The 18,571-nt window shown below is 51.4% G+C and carries 13 protein-coding genes and 1 pseudogene; 2 read left to right on the top strand and 12 right to left on the bottom strand.

What is annotated here, in order from left to right; all coding sequences use genetic code 11:
* Position 1: 1 nt before the first annotated feature.
* From mraY to leuO, 12 genes and pseudogenes are all read right to left on the bottom strand, one after another.
* Complete coding sequence (gene mraY, locus EAH77_RS11610) at positions 2-1,084, bottom strand: phospho-N-acetylmuramoyl-pentapeptide-transferase (protein ID WP_140472770.1); 1,083 nt, start codon at positions 1,082-1,084, stop codon at positions 2-4.
* The gene (gene murF, locus EAH77_RS11605) at positions 1,078-2,439 is read right to left on the bottom strand and encodes a UDP-N-acetylmuramoyl-tripeptide--D-alanyl-D-alanine ligase (RefSeq protein WP_140472769.1); all 1,362 of its coding nucleotides are present in this window, start codon (positions 2,437-2,439) and stop codon (positions 1,078-1,080) included. The genes mraY and murF overlap by 7 nt, the downstream gene beginning before the upstream one ends.
* Positions 2,436-3,923 (bottom strand): UDP-N-acetylmuramoyl-L-alanyl-D-glutamate--2,6-diaminopimelate ligase, encoded by a 1,488-nt coding sequence (gene murE, locus EAH77_RS11600; RefSeq protein WP_140472767.1) that lies wholly within the window; start codon positions 3,921-3,923, stop codon positions 2,436-2,438. The genes murF and murE overlap by 4 nt, the downstream gene beginning before the upstream one ends.
* Positions 3,910-5,673, bottom strand: coding sequence for a peptidoglycan glycosyltransferase FtsI (locus EAH77_RS11595; protein WP_140472765.1), 1,764 nt, complete (start codon positions 5,671-5,673; stop codon positions 3,910-3,912). Before EAH77_RS11595 ends, murE begins: the two co-directional genes overlap by 14 nt.
* A 27-nt stretch (positions 5,674-5,700) precedes the next feature.
* Positions 5,701-6,021 (bottom strand): cell division protein FtsL, encoded by a 321-nt coding sequence (ftsL, locus tag EAH77_RS11590; RefSeq protein WP_140472763.1) that lies wholly within the window; start codon positions 6,019-6,021, stop codon positions 5,701-5,703.
* Positions 6,018-6,959 carry a 16S rRNA (cytosine(1402)-N(4))-methyltransferase RsmH gene (gene rsmH, locus EAH77_RS11585; RefSeq protein WP_140472761.1) on the bottom strand — a complete coding sequence of 314 codons (942 nt, stop codon included), beginning with the start codon at positions 6,957-6,959 and terminating at the stop codon, positions 6,018-6,020. The genes ftsL and rsmH overlap by 4 nt, the downstream gene beginning before the upstream one ends.
* Positions 6,960-6,961: 2 nt before the next feature.
* The gene (gene mraZ / locus EAH77_RS11580) at positions 6,962-7,420 is read right to left on the bottom strand and encodes a division/cell wall cluster transcriptional repressor MraZ (protein ID WP_034787151.1); all 459 of its coding nucleotides are present in this window, start codon (positions 7,418-7,420) and stop codon (positions 6,962-6,964) included.
* Positions 7,421-8,113: 693 nt separating this feature from the next.
* Positions 8,114-9,118, bottom strand: coding sequence for a catabolite repressor/activator (cra, locus tag EAH77_RS11575; RefSeq protein ID WP_140472759.1), 1,005 nt, complete (start codon positions 9,116-9,118; stop codon positions 8,114-8,116).
* A 338-nt stretch (positions 9,119-9,456) separates the two neighbouring features.
* Complete coding sequence (gene ilvN, locus EAH77_RS11570) at positions 9,457-9,948, bottom strand: acetolactate synthase small subunit (protein ID WP_170215672.1); 492 nt, start codon at positions 9,946-9,948, stop codon at positions 9,457-9,459.
* Positions 9,949-9,950: 2 nt separating this feature from the next.
* On the bottom strand, positions 9,951-11,669 hold the full coding sequence (gene ilvI / locus EAH77_RS11565) for an acetolactate synthase 3 large subunit (protein WP_140472757.1): 1,719 nt from the start codon (positions 11,667-11,669) through the stop codon (positions 9,951-9,953).
* A 445-nt stretch (positions 11,670-12,114) separates the two neighbouring features.
* On the bottom strand, positions 12,115-13,911 hold the full coding sequence (locus EAH77_RS11560) for an AMP-dependent synthetase/ligase (protein WP_140472755.1): 1,797 nt from the start codon (positions 13,909-13,911) through the stop codon (positions 12,115-12,117).
* A gap of 285 nt (positions 13,912-14,196) precedes the next feature.
* A pseudogene (leuO, locus tag EAH77_RS11555) lies at positions 14,197-15,161 on the bottom strand (transcriptional regulator LeuO).
* Positions 15,162-15,905: 744 nt separating this feature from the next.
* Between leuO and leuA the strand changes: the two are divergent.
* Both leuA and leuB read left to right on the top strand, forming a co-directional pair.
* Positions 15,906-17,477, top strand: a complete 1,572-nt coding sequence (gene leuA / locus EAH77_RS11545) for a 2-isopropylmalate synthase (protein WP_140472753.1) — start codon at positions 15,906-15,908, stop codon at positions 17,475-17,477.
* Between the two features lie 2 nt (positions 17,478-17,479).
* On the top strand, positions 17,480-18,571 hold the full coding sequence (gene leuB, locus EAH77_RS11540) for a 3-isopropylmalate dehydrogenase (RefSeq protein ID WP_140472751.1): 1,092 nt from the start codon (positions 17,480-17,482) through the stop codon (positions 18,569-18,571).

Here is an 18,571-nt window from a genome sequence, read left to right as displayed (position 1 = left end):
ATTACCGCACCTTCAGCGTCGCCAGGCCAATCAGCACCAGCATCAGCGAAATGATCCAGAAGCGCACGATGACACGCGGTTCCGGCCAACCTTTAAGCTCGTAGTGGTGATGAATAGGCGCCATACGGAAAATGCGCTGACCACGTAACTTAAAGGACCCAACCTGCAAGATGACCGACAGCGTTTCAACCACGAACACGCCACCCATAATCACCAGTAAGAATTCCTGTCGTAGCAAGACGGCGATAGTGCCAAGCGCGCCCCCCAGTGCCAGTGAGCCAACATCACCCATAAACACCTGAGCCGGATAGGTGTTAAACCACAGGAAACCCAGACCTGCACCGACTATCGCCGTACAGACAATCACTAATTCACCGGCATGCCGCAGATAAGGGATATGCAGGTAGTTGGCAAAGTTCATGTTCCCCGTCGCCCAGGCCACCAGCGCAAAACCACCAGCGACGAAGACGGTGGGCATAATCGCCAAACCATCCAGACCATCGGTGAGGTTTACGGCATTACTGGTGCCGACAATCACGAAATAGCTCAGCAGGATGTAGAGCAATCCCAGCTGCGGCATGATGTCTTTGAAGAACGGCACGACCAGCTCAGTGGCCGGAGTATCTTTGCCAATGGCGTACATAACAAAGGCCGCCGCCAGCGCAATCACCGACTGCCAGAAGTATTTCCAGCGGGCGATCAGGCCCTTGGTGTCCTTGCGTACCACTTTGCGGTAGTCATCGACAAAACCGACGATGCCATAGCCGATCAGAACAAACAGAACGCACCAGACATAAGGGTTAGAAGGATAAGCCCACATCAATACCGAGATGGTGATTGACGTGAGGATCATCAGACCGCCCATGGTTGGCGTGCCGCGTTTACTGAAATGTGATTCCGGGCCGTCGTTACGCACAACCTGACCAAAAGACATTTTCTGCAGACGCGCAATCATGCGCGGCCCCATCCATAAAGAGATGAACAGAGCCGTCAGCAGACTGACGATGGCGCGAAACGTCAAATAGGAAAAGACGTTGAAGCCCGAATAATATTTGACCAAATGTTCGGCCAGCCAAACTAACATGTTGAATTCTCCTGTAATGCCCGTACTACCTGCTCCATGGCGGCACTACGTGAACCTTTAATTAAAACGGTAATGACCGCATGTTCAGACAGTAAGCTCGTTAAACGGGCCGTCAGGGCTGCCTTATCCTGAAGATGTTCGCCACAGCCACTGGCGTCACTGATGACGCGGCTGGCATGACCAATACTAAACACTTTATCGATCCCGGCTTCACGGATGGCTTCTCCCACCTGACGGTGACAATTTTCAGTTTCAGCACCGAGTTCAGCCATGTCGCCCACCGCCATCACGCGGTAGCCTGGCATCTCGGCCAGCGTCTGCGCAGCGGCGGTCATTGAACCGACGTTAGCGTTATAGCTGTCATCAAGCAGGGTTTTACCCTCACTCAATACGACTGGGAACAGACGTCCCGGTACGGCTTGCAGGGTGGCTAGACCTTCACGTACAGCCTCCAGACTGGCGCCGACTGACAATGCCAGTGCAGCAGCGGCAAGCGCGTTAGCAATATTGTGACGCCCCGGCAATGGCAGGGAAACAGCCAAAGAGCCTTGCGGTGAGTGCAGGGTGAATGCGGTGTTTAGTGGGCTGAATTGAATGTCTGTTGCGTAGAAATCAACGCCATCAGCGGCATCCGGCGAGAAACGCCAGACGGTTTTATTGTTCAGGTGACGCTGCCAGTGCGGCCAGTCGTTGCTGTCGGCATTGAGGATAGCCACGCCTTCGGCTGGCAAGCCTTCGAAAATTTCGCCTTTGGCCTGCGCCACACCCGCCAGCGAGCCAAAGCCCTCAAGGTGGGCAGCGGAGAGATTATTGACCAGCGCCGTTTCTGGCCTGGCCAGATCGGCGGTGTAGGCAATTTCGCCCAGATGATTAGCACCCATTTCGATCACCGCAAAGTCATGCTCTGCAGTCAGTCGCAACAGGGTTAGCGGCACGCCGATATCATTATTGAAATTGCCAGCGGTATACAGCACATTGCCACACTGACGCAAAATCGCGGCAGTCATCTCTTTCACCGAGGTTTTGCCGGATGAGCCAGTCAGACCCACAACGCGGGCCGGCACCTGCTGGCGCACCCACGCACCCAGTTGGCCCAGTGCAATGCGGGTATCGGCAACCACGAGTTGCGGCAGCTCCACCCGTAAGCGCTTACTTACCAACAAGGCTCCGGCTCCCGCAGCAATGGCATCAGCAGCAAAGTCATGAGCATCGAATTTTTCGCCTTTCAGGGCGATAAACAGCCCACCAGCTTCAATTTTTCGGGTGTCAGTCGTTACGCTAGCAATCTGCGTATCGCTACCAATAAGTTCGGCGTTAAGCACGTGGGTAAGAGTCTGAAGGGAGACGCGGATCATGCGACTACCCCCAGCAAACGGGCGGCAGTTACGCGGTCGGAGTAATCCAGGCGTTGGTTACCTACCAGTTGATAATCTTCATGACCTTTACCGGCAATCAGTACCACATCATTTTCCGACGCTTGCATGATGGCGCTGGTCACCGCTTCAGCACGACCGTGGATTTCCAGCGCACGTCCTGCATCCAGCAGGCCGGCCAGAATATCGGCCACAATCGCACCAGGCTCTTCGCTGCGAGGATTGTCATCGGTCACGATCACGCGATCGGCGTATTGTTCGGCAATGCCACCCATCAGTGGGCGCTTACCTTTGTCACGGTCACCACCGCAACCAAACACGCACCACAGCTGGCCTTTGCAGTGCAGACGTGCTGCCGCAAGGGCTTTCTCGAGGGCATCCGGCGTGTGGGCGTAATCGACCACCACGGTCGGCTTGCCGGGCGCATTGAAGACTTCCATACGACCGCAAACCGGCTGTAGTTGTGAACCTGCTGCAAGCAGCTGCGCCAGCGGGTAATCCAGTGACAATAACGTTGCCAGTGCCACTAACAGATTACTCACGTTGAAAGCGCCCATCAGACGGCTTTCCAGTTGGCCTTCGCCCCAGCTGGAGTCGATGTTTACGCTGGCGCCGTTATCGTGATAATCCACGCCACGTGCCACCAGCCAGCGGCCTTTCCAGTTGGCCGGGATCTTATCTTCCATGCTGACAGCGACAGCATCCGGCAATGTTGCCAGCCAACGCAATCCTACTTCGTCATCAGCATTAATAATTTTTTGCCCCACCTGATGCGTAGCGAAAAGCTGCCATTTGGCTGCTTCGTAACTTTGCATATCACCGTGGTAGTCGAGGTGATCACGGCTCAGGTTGGTAAATGCGGCCGCTGCAAAGGGTAGTGCTGCCACGCGGTGTTGAACCAGCCCGTGCGAAGAGACTTCCATCGCCGCAAAGGTTGCGCCCTGTTGTACCAGTTCGGCCAATATGTGCTGTACCTGTACGGCAGAACCGGTGGTGTTTTCGGCGGGGACCACACGATCGAGCAAACCATTGCCCACCGTCCCCATTACCGCACCGGTATCACCCAGCAGCTGCGCCCATTGCGCGAGTAGCTGAGTGGTGGTGGTTTTGCCGTTGGTTCCGGTCACACCCACCAAACGTAATGCCTTGCCTGGCTCAGCGTAGAAACGCCCGGCCAGCTCAGACAACAGTACGTTCAGATGATTGAGATAGATAACCGGCACACCATGCATCTGGCATACTGCACCATGCTCTTTTTCTCCCTGAGCCTCGGCCACCACAGCAGCCACACCTTGTGCAATGGCCTGTGGAATAAAACGACGTCCGTCGTTGGTATGGCCTGAAATCGCGACGAACAGATCTCCGGCAGCCGCAACGCGGCTGTCTAAAATCAACTCTCTCAGCGCTACATCCGGGGCATCACTCACCCAGGGCGCCAGTAGGTCGCGCAAATTACGATCTGCCACCTGAAGCCTCTTTTTGATTGTCAACTATTGCGTCATTTTCACTGGCAGTTAGCGCATCAGGTTCAATGTTCATGGTGCGCAGTACGCCCCCCATGATGGCACCGAAGACTGGCGCTGAAATGGCACCACCGTAATATTTACCACCCTGGGGATCGTTGATGACCACCACAAGCGCAAAGCGTGGGTTGCTGGCAGGTGCTACGCCAGCGGTATAAGCGATATAGCGGTTAACGTATTTGCCGTCCGGACCGACTTTCTTCGCCGTACCGGTTTTAATCGCAATACGATAACCCTTGATAGCGGCTTTCACGCCACCTCCGCCCGGTAATGCCACGCTTTCCATCATGTGAACCACGGTACGTACCAGCGGTTCAGGGAAGATGCGTTCACCGGAAACAGGGGGATCAACTTTAGTGATCGACAGTGGCCGATAAATACCCAGGCTGCCGATCGTTGCATAGACACGCGCTAACTGAAGTGGAGTCACCATTAGCCCGTAGCCGAAAGAGAAGGTGGCCCTCTCTATGTCAGACCACCGTTGTTTTTTAGGGTATAAGCCACTGCTTTCTCCAACCAGCCCCAAATTGGTCGGTTTTCCCAATCCGAATCGCGAGTAAGTATCTACCAGCTCTGCGGACGGCATCGCTAACGCCATTTTTGATACACCGACGTTACTCGACTTCTGTAAGACACCCGTCACTGAAAGCTCAGGATATCGGGCCACGTCTTTAATTTCGTGACCATTAACGTAGTACGGCAGGGTGTTAAGAACGCTGTTTTCTTTCACCACACCGTTTTTTAGTGCCGTCATGACCACCATTGGCTTGACGGTGGAACCCGGCTCGAAGATGTCCGTAATGGCGCGGTTACGCATGGCTTCTTTTGGCGTATCCGGCAAATTATTCGGATTGTAGGAAGGGCTGTTGGCCATCGCCAGTACTTCGCCAGTCTGTACATCGACCAGAACCGCAGTGCCTGACTCAGCTTTGTTGAACGCCACGGCGTTGTTCAGTTCGCGATAAACCAATGCCTGTAAACGTTCGTCGATGCTTAGTGCAAGATTGTGCGCAGCCTGACTGTCTACCGACGAGATATCTTCGATAACGCGCCCGAAGCGGTCTTTACGGATGGTACGTTCGCCCGGTTTTCCGGTCAGCCAACGATCAAAGCTTTTTTCCACACCTTCGATACCCTGACCGTCAATATTGGTTACACCGATAACATGCGCAGTCACCTGCCCTGCCGGATAATAACGGCGCGATTCTTGACGCAGTGAGATACCGGGAAGTTTCAGTTTGTGGATATACTCGCCAATCGATGGATTAACCTGCCGCGCCAGATAGACAAAGCGTCCTTTCGGATTGGCATTGATGCGGGCAGAAAGTTGATCAAGAGGAGTATTTAAAGCATCGGACAAGGCTTTCCAGCGGGTATCTACCGTGATACCACCGCGATCGTTAATTTCTTTCGGATCGGCCCAGATCGCATTGACCGGTACGCTCACGGCCAAAGGGCGTCCAGCACGGTCGGTGATCATGCCACGCGAAGTTTCAATGGTTTGCACTCGCAATGAACGGAGATCGCCCTCTTTAACCAGACGATCCGGGTTGATAACTTGCAGATAAGCGACCCGCAGCATCAACCCCACCAGAGCGAGAAGAATACAACCGCACAGCAACGCAAAACGCCAGCTGATAAAGCTGGCTTGATCTTCAGGACGTTTTAACTTCGTTTTGCGTGCTGCTTTCATCAGTTGCTAATCTTCTCCATGAGCATTTTAAGGTTGAACCACAATATTTTCTTGCGATGGATCAACATGTTGCATCTGCAATTTCTCCGTTGCGATGCGTTCTACACGGCTGTGATCGCCGAGAGCATTCTCTTCCAGGATTAAGTTGCGCCACTCAATATCCAGCGCGTCCCGTTCCAGTACCAGTTGCTCTCTTTGGGCCGTCAATAAGCGCGTCTTGTGAGACGTTGTCACAACAAAAATGGCGCTTACCAATACGGCAATCAGCAAAATCATGGGTAACTTGCCATTACGCAAAATGTCGCTGGTGATGACACCAACCAGCCCATGTCTCTCATTACCAATCACAATGCCGTTCTCTCGGCAAACCGTAAGACCGAGCTGCGGGCACGTGGATTTTCAGACACTTCAGCATCAGAAGGCTTCATTTTCCCGACCGGCTTCAGGGAACGGCCACCCAGTTCAGCAATCTGCGCTTCGGTCATCGGGATCCCAGCGGGAACCTGTGCGCCTCGACTGTGCTGGCGGATAAAGCGTTTCACGATGCGATCTTCCAACGAATGGAAACTGATCACCGACAGACGCCCGTCGGTTGCCAGGATCTCCAGTGCGCCATCCAGCGCGCGTTCGATCTCTTCCAGTTCGCTGTTGATGTAAATACGGATCGCCTGGAAGCTACGGGTCGCCGGATGCTTATGTTTCTCGCGAAACGGCGACGCATGGGTGATCAGGTCAGCCAACTCTTTAGTACGGGTCATCGGTTGTTCGCGGTTACGCTCAACGATGGCGCGCGCTATACGTTTGGCAAAACGCTCTTCGCCAAAAGTTTTCAACACCCAGGCAATATCTTCTTCTTCGGCTTTCATCAGCCATTCAGCAGCAGAGTAGCCGCGCGTCGGGTCCATACGCATATCCAGCGGCCCATCACGCATAAACGAAAAGCCGCGTTCGGCATCGTCCAATTGCGGCGAAGAGACGCCAAGATCCAGCAACACGCCGTCAATCTTGCCTTCCAGGCCACGATCTTTAACGTATTGCGCCAAATCAGAGAAAGGACCATGGACAATGGAAAAGCGGGGATCGTTTATCGCTTCTGCGGCTTTAATGGCCTGAGGGTCGCGATCAATAGCAAGCAGGCGTCCATCCGGCCCAAGCTGGGACAGAATCAAACGCGAATGGCCACCACGGCCAAAAGTTCCATCGATGTAAATTCCATCCTGGCGAATGTTCAGGCCATTCACGGCCTCATCCAGCAAAACGGATGTGTGCTTATAATTTTCAACCATGCTTATAGTGACAAGTCCTGTAATCGGTCAGAAAGCGGTTCCTGAGACGATTGTTCAGCGTCAATGTCTTCCTTAACTTGTTGATACCAGGTCTGTTCATCCCACAGTTCGAACTTATTGAACTGTCCAACCAGCATCACTTCTTTGGCTAGCCCGGCGTGCTGACGCAATGTGGTTGCGATGAGCAGACGCCCGGCGTTATCCATCTGACATTCACTTGCATGTCCCAACAGCAGGCGCTGAATACGGCGCTCGACAGGGTTCATACTCGACAGACGGGACAATTTTTGTTCGATAACTTCCCATTCGGGCAGGGTGTATAAGAGGAGGCATGGGTGATGGAGGTCTATGGTGCAAACCATTTGACCTTGCGATTCTTCGCTCAGCAAATCCCGGTATCGGGTGGGTACGGCAAGTCGCCCTTTGCTGTCGAGGTTAACCATCGTCGCGCCACGAAACATGACCGTTCTACCCCTCTATAACCATGATCACCACTTTCCTCCACAAATTCCCACTTAAAAGAGTTTACGGATGGTTTTAAAACCTTGTCAAGCCAGAGCGGAGGCGGTTTGGCAATATTTACTGAGCGTCAGGAAGACGCGTCGCAATGAGGTAGGTTTTTTTTGTCGAGGAATAGAAAATAACATCATGATTAGTTGAGGAAATTTCGTAGAAAAAATAATGATGATTAAAAATAAATCAAATTGAACATTATTTAGCTATTTGTATTCTTCTGCTATCGATCTCTCATTTCTTAACCTGTTTAACGTCTGAAAGAAATTTTGGCCTCTTTTTAAACGCTGACTGCTAAAACGACATCACTCATGTTGCCAGGCCGCATACTGCAAGCCTTCTTCTACATTTTCATTGGATGAAAAGGCCTTAAAAAGCCTCGTCAAAATGACGGCGTGAATTCTACAGCACTTTTAAAGCCGGTATTAACGTATTTTAAAATTGATTTAACGGTTTATATCAGAGAAATAACGCAGGAAAACATTTGCTAATAATTCAGGCATTAAGATATTTCCCAAAATATCCCTTAAGAAAGTATGGGTTATTTTTTCGGCGCGTTTTACTAATTAACAGGCTGGATTCAGAAAGAGTAAAAAAGACGGGCTTGGTGTCAAGAAAGCCCGTCATGCCGTTTACCGGGTTTACTTGCGACTCAACCGTCCGCGGCGGAACAGATTACGGCGAATACGGGTCAGCCCCGCTTTCGGTTTCTTCGGTTCATCAAGGCAGCCCAATACCAGTTCCAATACCCGTTCAGCCACATCGCGATGGCGTTGCGCGACAGCCAGAACGGGACAGTCGAGGAAATCGAGGAGTTCATTGTCACCAAAGGTGGCGATCACTAAATCGATCGGCAGACGTCCCTGCTGCTTAAGCGCCACATCCATCACGCCCTGCAACAACTGAAATGAGGTGGTATAAAGCGCCTGCGGCATCGGATGGGTTTTCAGCCATTCAGCAAAGGCAATCCCGGCAGATTCGCGGTCATAGGCATTAGCATAAAGATACTGTGGCTCGCGTGCGTCGTCGGCCCAGGCCTGACGGAAACCCTGTTCGCGCAGGAAACTGACGGAGAGCTCCGGTAACGCGCCCAGATAAAGAACCGATTCAGCCGGGAACGAACGCAACTCCTGCGCCAGCATCAGCGCATCTTCTTGATCAGCACCCACTACGCTGATGAAATGTTCAGGATCAAGGGCGCGGTCCAGTGCAATGATCGGGAAATTATCATTCACCCAGCGCTGATAAAAAGGGTGCTCAGGCGGCAATGACGTGGAAATAATGATCGCATCAACCTGACGCTGCAACAGATGCTCGACGCAGCGCATTTCATTGTCTGGCTGGTCTTCCGAGCAGGCAATCAGCAATTGATACCCCCGCTGGCGGGCCTGACGCTCAAGATAATTGGCGATTTTGGTGTAGCTGGTATTTTCAAGATCAGGGATGACCAGCCCGATAGAACGGGTTCTGCCCGCGCGCAAACCTGCCGCCACGGCATTCGGGTGGTAGTTATGTTCCTTCACGACAGCCATGACTTTATCAACTGTCTTATCGCTGACACGATACTGCTTCGCTTTGCCGTTAATCACATAACTGGCAGTCGTCCGCGAAACGCCCGCTAACCTCGCGATTTCATCCAGTTTCACCGAGAAAACCCCTTTGATTGCTCATAAAATGAAATGCAGCCGCTCTGAAGTGTTCAGCCGCACAGGCTGAAAGAGACGTTTCTGCTCTCTTTTATCCGCTCTAATAAGGCGCAAAAACGCGCCTGAGTAGCGGTATGATTAAGATAAGTGTTGTTATCTAACCGCAGAAGACCCTGCTGAGCAAGGTGTTTTACCGAATCGTTTCACCCGAAACATTCATGTCGATATTCTATCCGATCAACCTTGAGAAAAAACAAAAGCCCAACCTGAAGTTGGGCTTTTGACGGGCCATGGATGCCTCTCGCCAATCAAATCCCTGTGGCGACAGCATTGTGTTTTTAACGCATCACTTTATCGCCACGCGAAACACCGACGACGCCGGAACGGGCTACTTCGACAATTTCAGCCACATCACGCACGGTCGCCAGGAAAGCATCCAGTTTGTCGCTGGTCCCCGCCAGTTGCACAGTGTAAAGCGTTGCCGTGACATCAACGATTTGACCGCGGAAAATCTCGGTGGATCTTTTCACCTCTTCGCGGCCATAACCAGAAGCCTGAAGCTTAACCAGCATGATTTCACGCTCAACGTGAGCGCCTTGCACCAGCTCGTTGACGCGTAACACGTCCACCAGTTTGTGCAGCTGCTTTTCGATCTGCTCAAGCACCTTAGCGTCACCCACTGTTTGAATGGTCATGCGTGACAGGGTTGGGTCATCGGTCGGGGCCACGGTGAGGCTTTCAATGTTGTAGCCGCGTTGCGAGAACAGACCAACCACACGGGACAGCGCGCCCGATTCGTTCTCCAGCAATACTGATAAAATCCGGCGCATGATCAGGTCCTCTCCGTTTTGCTTAACCACATTTCGTCCATCGCACCGCCTCGGATATGCATAGGGTAAACGTGTTCTGTTTCATCTACGCTGATATCCACAAATACCAGACGGTTTTTCTGTTCCAGCGCGAGCGCCAGTTTGCTTTCCAGTTCATCCGGGGTGCGAATGGCAATCCCCACGTGCCCGTAAGCTTCCGCCAGTTTCACGAAATCAGGCAGTGACTGCATGTATGACTGGGAATGACGGCCAGAATAAATCATATCCTGCCACTGCTTCACCATACCGAGGTAACCGTTATTCAGGTTGACCACGATCACCGGCAAATCATATTGCAGTGCGGTAGAAAGCTCCTGAATGTTCATCTGGATGCTGCCGTCACCGGTGACGCAAATGACCGTTTCATCCGGCAAACCCAGTTTCACACCGAGCGCCGCCGGTAAACCAAAGCCCATGGTGCCGAGACCACCGGAGTTTATCCAGCGACGTGGTTTATCAAATTGGTAGTACAGCGCCGCAAACATCTGGTGCTGCCCGACATCAGAGGTAACATAGGCATCCCCTTTGGTCAGGCGATGCAGCGTCTCAATGACCGCCTGAGGCTTAATGGTGCCGCTGTTCTTGTCATAGCTGAGACAATGTTTACTGCGCCACTGTTCGATACTTTGCCACCAGTCACGCAGCGCGTCGTATTCCTGCTTCTCATCACTGTGTGCCAGCAGCTCGAGCATCTGCTCCAGGGTCTGTTTGGCATCGCCAACAATCGGAATATCTGCACTGACCGTTTTGGAGATCGACGTCGGGTCGATATCGATATGCATGATCGTGGCATTTGGGCAGTACTTGGCCAGATTGTTAGTAGTACGGTCGTCAAAACGCACCCCCACGCCGAAAATCAAATCGGCGTTGTGCATGGTCATGTTGGCTTCATAGGTACCATGCATGCCTAGCATACCGATGCTCTGACGATGGGTTCCAGGGAAAGCGCCCAGTCCCATGAGGGAGGTGGTGACCGGCAAATTAAGTTTTTCTGCCAGCTGTAAAAGCTCTGCATGACATTCTGAATTGATCGCTCCGCCGCCCACGTACAGCACCGGTTTTTTCGCCGCCAGCAGGGTTTGCAGGGCGCGTTTAATCTGCCCCCGGTGCCCCTGAACGGTCGGATTATAGGAGCGCAAGCTGACGTGGTCCGGGTAGGCATACGGGAATTTTATCTGCGGATTCACCACGTCTTTTGGCAGGTCAACCACGACCGGACCAGGACGGCCGGTGGAAGCCAGATAGAACGCTTTCTTAAGTACTGTAGGAATGTCTTCTGCGCGCTTGACCAGGAAGCTGTGTTTGACCACCGGGCGGGAGATCCCCACCATGTCACATTCCTGGAAGGCATCGTAGCCAATAAGTGAACTGTGTACCTGACCAGACAGCACCACCAGCGGAATGGAATCCATATAGGCCGTAGCGATACCGGTAATGGCATTGGTTGCGCCGGGACCGGAAGTCACCAACACCACGCCTACGTCGCCAGTGGCACGGGCATAACCATCAGCCATATGAACAGCACCCTGCTCATGTCTCACCAGCACGTGATCAATCCCGCCGACCGTATGCAGGGCATCATAGATATCCAGCACCGCTCCGCCGGGATAACCGAATACGTGTTTAACCCCCTGGTCGATTAACGATCGCACGACCATCTCGGCTCCTGACAACATCTCCATGGTTTTGCCTCCAGGCTTTTTGCTTCTAATAGGATGACTTATTTTTAATAAGTGAATTGCCCGGGTAAGTAAGCAACTCAAAGGAGTGATGGAAATCATTTCCACTCATTCCAGGTAAGAGGGCTAAGCCCTGTTGTTCTTATCGGATTACGCGAACTTAACTCAGTACCTTAACGTCTGAATTTAGGTCAGGCAAACGGCAAAATGCCGGAATAACCGCAGGGTTATTGTGTCGCACTGCTATGTCCGGTTCTCTCCAGACAAAACACTACTCAACTGAAGCTACTACTCAGGAATATCAGGAAGGGAGAACAAATTACAGCATTAAATTATGACGGCATTGTGTAGCAATCCAGGGCGGGTTTTAGGCTGGAAGGGATGAGAAAAATCCTCCATATGGCGAAAAACCCGACCCAATGCAGTGTATCGGGTCAATACTGTGACCTTAATCACAATAGAAAGTGTCGACCTCTTTTTTATATCTCTGCAGGATAATTTTGCGCCGCAGCTTCAGTGTTGGCGTCAACTCGCCAGCTTCCATGGTAAACGGCGACGTCAGCAAAGCGAATTTTTTCACCTGCTCATAGCTTGCCAACTCATGCTGGATTTCGCGCACACGATAAGTAAACAGCGATAGGATCTGCTCATTCTTCAGCAGGCTTTCGCGGTTAAGGTAATCAATATGGTGCATCTGGGCATATTCAATCAGCGCATTAAAATCCGGCACAATAAGTGCGGAAACAAAATGCTTAGCGTCGGCAATCACCGCCGCCTGTTCAATATAGCGGTCCTGAACCAACGTTCCTTCTATGCGCTGTGGCGCGATATATTTACCGCCCGACGTTTTCATCAAATCTTTTAAACGCTCGGTGACAAACAGATTACCTTGCTCATCGCACTTTCCTGCGTCGCCGGTTTTGAACCAACCATCGGCTGTAAAACTGTCAGCAGTCTCTTGCGGCTTATTGAAATAACCGCGAAACAGCGTCGGTCCGCGCACCTGAATTTCGTTTTCCTCACCAATACGCACTTCAATCAGGGGTAGCGCTGTCCCGACCGAACCAAACTGGAAATTTTCCTCTTCCCAACAGGTCACGGTCGCACAGGTTTCCGTCAGACCGTAGCCGTATTTGATCTTCAGACCAATGGATTCGAAGAACAAGATCACATTATCGTCGAGGCTGGCGCCTGCCGCAGGCAGAAAACGCAGATTACCGCCCAATACACTGCGCAGTTTGCCCAGCACCAGTTTATCCGCCAGCGCATACTGGCGTTTCTGCCACCATGAAGGGGTAGCACCTTGCCTTTCAGACAGAAATTTCTCGCGCCCACAAGCCATCGCCCAATGGAACAGCTTCTTTTTGATATAACCGGAGTGCGCGACTTTCTGATTAATGGCGCTGAAGACCTTTTCATAAAAACGTGGCACCGCACACATCACGGTCGGTTTGATCGCTTGCAACGCGTCGCGCACCGCATCGGTATCCCGCAGGTAAACGTTCTGTGCCCCGCAATGCATGACGAAAAAACTCCATGCACGTTCAAAAACATGCGCCAGTGGCAGGAAGCACAATGAAACATCGCGCTCTGACAGCGCCAGTCGCTGTTCATGTTGCTGGAGTTGTGTGCCAATACTGCGGTAATCGAGCATCACCCCTTTGGGTTCACCAGTCGTGCCCGAGGTGTAAATCAGGGTAAACAGATCCTCCAAATTGCGCTCAGCGATACGGGCCTGCAACATCTCATCCAGCAAGATATCTGGCACGCTCAGCGCATGGACGTGGCGGGCCATCGCGACGCCGCGCAGATCGATATCGGCATCAAGTACCAGGATATGCTGCAACTGCGGGCAGAGTTCACGCAGTTGCAGGGCGGCATCAAACTGTGCCTGGCCGAGGATAAACAACGTGCGGATCCCGGCATCATTTAAGACATAAGCCGACTGCGCAGCCGTATTGGTGGCATAAATGGGTACGGTGATGGCACGCAACTGCAAAATGGCCATATCCGCCAGCGTCCACGCCATACCATTACTGCCGCAAATGGCGACACGCTCTTGTGTCTCAACGCCCAACTGCAATAACAAGCGGGACAGGTGATCGACTTTTTTACCGGCTTCAAGCCAGGTAAGTGTGGTTTCACGTTCCAAAGACCATTCACGAAAAGCAGTATGGTCAGGCAGTGAAGACCGTTGCTGTCTGAAACGAGCAACAAGATGATAATCAGTTAAAGTCGTGTTCATAACCTGCGGCCTGAGGGGGGAAAGAAGAACAGCCAGCCGCAATAAACCCGAGGATTTATTTGCATTTGCTCACCATGATTAACAATTTGCGTAGTCTACCGAGTCTGGTACGGCAGGCAAATCAAATTATGGTTCAGAAATCGGAGGGAAACGAGAAAAGGAAAAAAAGGCGGAGTATCAATCAAGGACATAGATCCTGCGCGAAAGACGCAAAAATTGAAAGATTTCGCGCAGGATAAAAAACCACTTAAGACATTGGTGTGGGAGATAATCCCCTTTCTGGTATTACTTGCACCGAATCACTTCGCAAGTATCAAGCAGTGACTTCATCCACATATTGCCTTTGTCTTTGCAGGAAGATTCATGCCAGGTCAAATAACATGGCAACTGATTATTCATCCAGGAAATGGGCACGACCGTCAGGTTTAATATCCCGGCGTGCGCCTGCGCCAACCAGCGTGGAACCAGCGTGGAACCAGCGCCACCATATGTGTTCTCGAAACAATATTCATTACACTGTTTAAATCGGTACCCTGAAACGCAATTAATGGACGAACGGAGGGAGATTCATAATAAGGAAGGCTGAATGAGTAATGGCGATCTAACATCACAACAGCATGTTGTTCATTAAGATATGTCTCATCAGACATATGTGGACTGACTCGGGGATGGTTTTGTGCTGCCACTAATACCAGTTCATCAGTAAATAGTTCTTGATTGCAAAAATCAGTCCCCTCAAAGCGACGATAACCAATCACAAATTCAATATTCTGATAACGTAACTGATTTTCAATGCTGTCTGAAATTTGCGTTTGAAACTTAACGCTGACAGAAGATGATGTCGCTTCCAGCGAATTAATAATATCGGCAGTGAGAAGAATATCCAGAGGACTGCATATTGCAATATTAAACTGGCGCTGGCTAACGCGCGGGTCAAAACCTGCTCCCGGCAATTCATTCATTACGGTTTGCAGTGCCTGACGGATGGGCCCAAACAACTGTCTGGCGCGTGTTGTTGGCTGAATGCCCCGTCCACTGCGCACAAACAAATCATCGTTAAACATGATTTTCAAACGCGATACCGCGTTGCTCACGGCCGGTTGAGACATTCCCAGCATTTGCGAGGCACGGGTAATATTCTGTAATTGCATAACGGCGTCAAAGACGGTCAGTAAATTAAGATCGACATTACGTAAATGCCCGGCCGAAGCCGTTATTTCAGCCTGAATATCAGCTAATTTTTCAGTCATTATTATCTCCGATAGGAAAATATTTCGTTATTTATAATTAAAGATCAATCATCATATATTTAGATACATCGGGATAACACTCACACTGGCGTTAACACACCACTTCAAACATATTTTACTCAGCATATTCCCGCCAGAAAATGAGGTGACCAGGTCAACAGTGATATATGTAATGTATCAATTAATTTAATTTTCACTCTCAAACGGATGATATAGAACTACAAAATATTACCCTAAACAATATATGGAAATTGAATAATTAATTAAGCATTGGTAACTACACTATAATACGATGAATTCATTGGAATATTTGCTCGTCAACTTGAAAAATAGTCCTAAAACAGACAGTTCATCCTTTTTTTTCTTGTCTAGCTTCTAAGCATTTGATTGCTTCAAATGAACGCCGCCACGCAGCATATTGTAGCAAATGAGATTCACTCTCATACTCATGCGATCTACCTCCTTTGTCGCCACAATGGTTGACATGCGCGGCGCATTCACGTATCAATTTAAGCAACGGTTTAAATAAACCCTGATTTAATCATCCAAATTCAAGAGAAGCTGAAACCATGTTCATGATCACTCGTCTATCAGGCCTACTACTTAACGCAGAAAATTTGCGCGGTAAGCCAGTGGCCGAAAATCAGAACTGATTTCCTCTTCCACAGACACTAAACCCGCGCCGATGCGCGGGTTTTTTTTTACCTCCACGGCGTGAAAGTAAAGCAGACAAGGAACCTACCCATGAGCCAACAAGTCATTATTTTCGATACTACGCTGCGTGATGGTGAACAGGCATTACAGGCCAGCCTGAGTGTCAAAGAAAAACTGCAAATTGCGATAGCGCTGGAAAGAATGGGCGTTGACGTCATGGAAGTCGGCTTCCCTGTCTCCTCTCCGGGGGATTTCGAATCCGTACAGACCATTGCCCGCCAGATTAAAAACAGCCGGGTTTGCGGTCTGGCACGTTGCGTAGACGGCGATATTGATGCCGCAGCAGAAGCTTTGCGCGTTGCCGAAGCTTTCCGTATCCACGTCTTCCTGGCCACATCTACCCTGCACATTGAGTCCAAACTGAAGCGCTCGTTTGATCAGGTGCTGGATATGGCGATCCACTCAGTGAAACGCGCCCGCAATTATACCGATGATGTTGAGTTCTCTTGCGAAGATGCTGGCCGTACCCCGCTGGATAACCTGTGCCGCGTAGTGGAAGCCGCAATTAAAGCAGGCGCGACGACGATTAACATTCCTGACACCGTCGGCTACACCACCCCGACGCAGTTCGGGGGCATCATCACCAACTTGTACGAACGCGTACCAAACATTGATAAAGCGATTATCTCCGTTCACTGCCACGACGACTTGGGTATGGCCGTGGGTAACTCCATCGCGGCAATTCAGGCCGGTGCCCGTCAGGTTGAAGGCACGCTGAACGGCATTGGTGAGCGCGCAGGGAATACCGCGTTGGAAGAGGTGATCATGGCGATCCGCACCCGTTCTGAATACATGAACGTGCACACCAACATCAATCACAAAGAGATCTACCGCACCAGCCAGATTGTCAGCCAAATCACCAACATGCCGATCCCAGGCAACAAAGCGATTGTCGGTTCTAACGCTTTCGCTCACTCCTCCGGTATTCATCAGGACGGCGTGCTGAAAAATCGCGAAAACTACGAAATCATGACCCCGGAATCCATCGGCCTGAACCAGATTCAGTTGAACCTGACTTCCCGCTCCGGCCGCGCTGCCGTGAAGCACCGTATGGAAGAGATGGGCTACAAAGAATCCGACTATAATATGGATCACCTGTACACCGCATTTTTGAAACTGGCCGACAAAAAAGGTCAGGTGTTTGACTACGATTTAGAAGCGCTGGTGTTCATTAATAAGCAACAGGAAGAGCCAGAGTTTTACCGTCTGGACAACTTCAGCGTGCAGTCCGGCTCCAGCATTACGGCCACCGCATCAGTTAATCTGGCCAGCGGCGATGAAGTAAAAACCGAAGCCGCGACCGGCAACGGTCCGGTTGACGCGGTCTATCAGGCCATCAACCGCATCACCGGTTATCAAATTGAGCTGGTCAAATATCAGCTGACCGCCAAAGGCCATGGCCGCGATGCATTAGGCCAGGTGGACATCGTTGTCTCCTTTAATGGTCGTCGCTTTCACGGCGTTGGTCTGGCAACAGACATTGTTGAATCCTCCGCCAAAGCGATGGTCCACGTATTAAACAGTATCTGGCGCAGCAAGCAGGTAGAAATCGAAAAACAGCGCCTGCAAACCGAAAAACAAAACAATCAGGAAACGGTGTGAACATGAGCAAGACCCATCATATTGCCGTCTTACCCGGCGACGGCATCGGCCCGGAAGTCATGCAGCAGGCATATAAAGTGTTGGACGCTGTGCGTCAGCGTTTTGGCCTGAAAATCTCTACCAGCGAATACGATGTGGGTGGCGCAGCCATCGACAAACACGGCAGTCCGTTGCCGCCGGCTACCGTTGCCGGTTGTGAACAAGCGGACGCGATCCTGTTTGGCTCCGTCGGTGGCCCTAAATGGGAACATCTGCCACCCAACGATCAACCAGAGCGCGGCGCATTACTGCCACTGCGTAAACACTTTAAGCTGTTCAGCAACCTGCGCCCTGCCCGCCTGTACCCGGGCCTGGAAGAGTTCTGCCCGCTGCGTGCCGACATCGCAGCTAAAGGCTTCGATATTCTGTGCGTACGCGAACTGACCGGTGGCATCTACTTCGGCCAGCCGAAAGGGCGTGAAGGCCAGGGCATGCATGAAAAAGCCTTCGATACCGAAGTCTATTACCGCTTTGAGATCGAACGCATTGCGCGCATTGCCTTTGAGTCTGCGCGTAAACGCCGCAGCAAAGTGACATCGATTGATAAAGCCAACGTGCTGCAAACGTCCATCATGTGGCGCGAAGTGGTTAACGAAATTGCTAAAGATTACCCGGATGTGAGCCTGAGCCACATGTACATCGACAACGCTACCATGCAGTTGATCAAAGACCCGTCACAGTTCGACGTACTGCTTTGCTCCAACTTGTTCGGCGATATCCTGTCTGACGAATGCGCGATGATCACCGGCTCCATGGGCATGCTGCCATCAGCCAGCATGAATGAGCAGGCGTTTGGCCTGTTCGAGCCGGCGGGCGGTTCTGCACCGGACATCGCAGGTAAAAACATCGCCAATCCGATTGCGCAAATTCTCTCAACGGCTCTGTTGTTACGTTATAGCCTTGGGGCTGACGAAGCAGCAAACGCTATCGAACACGCAGTGAATAAAGCATTAGAGGCGGGTCACCGCACGGGTGATTTGGCGAACAGTAACAACGCAATTGGCACCAGCGAGATGGGCGATGTTATTGCCCGCTTCGTGGCCGAAGGGGCATAA

It is taken from the genome of Ewingella americana (assembly GCF_006438725.1).
GTDB classification, from domain to species: domain Bacteria; phylum Pseudomonadota; class Gammaproteobacteria; order Enterobacterales; family Enterobacteriaceae; genus Ewingella; species Ewingella americana_A.
This window is presented reverse-complemented; position numbering and strand designations above follow the sequence as displayed.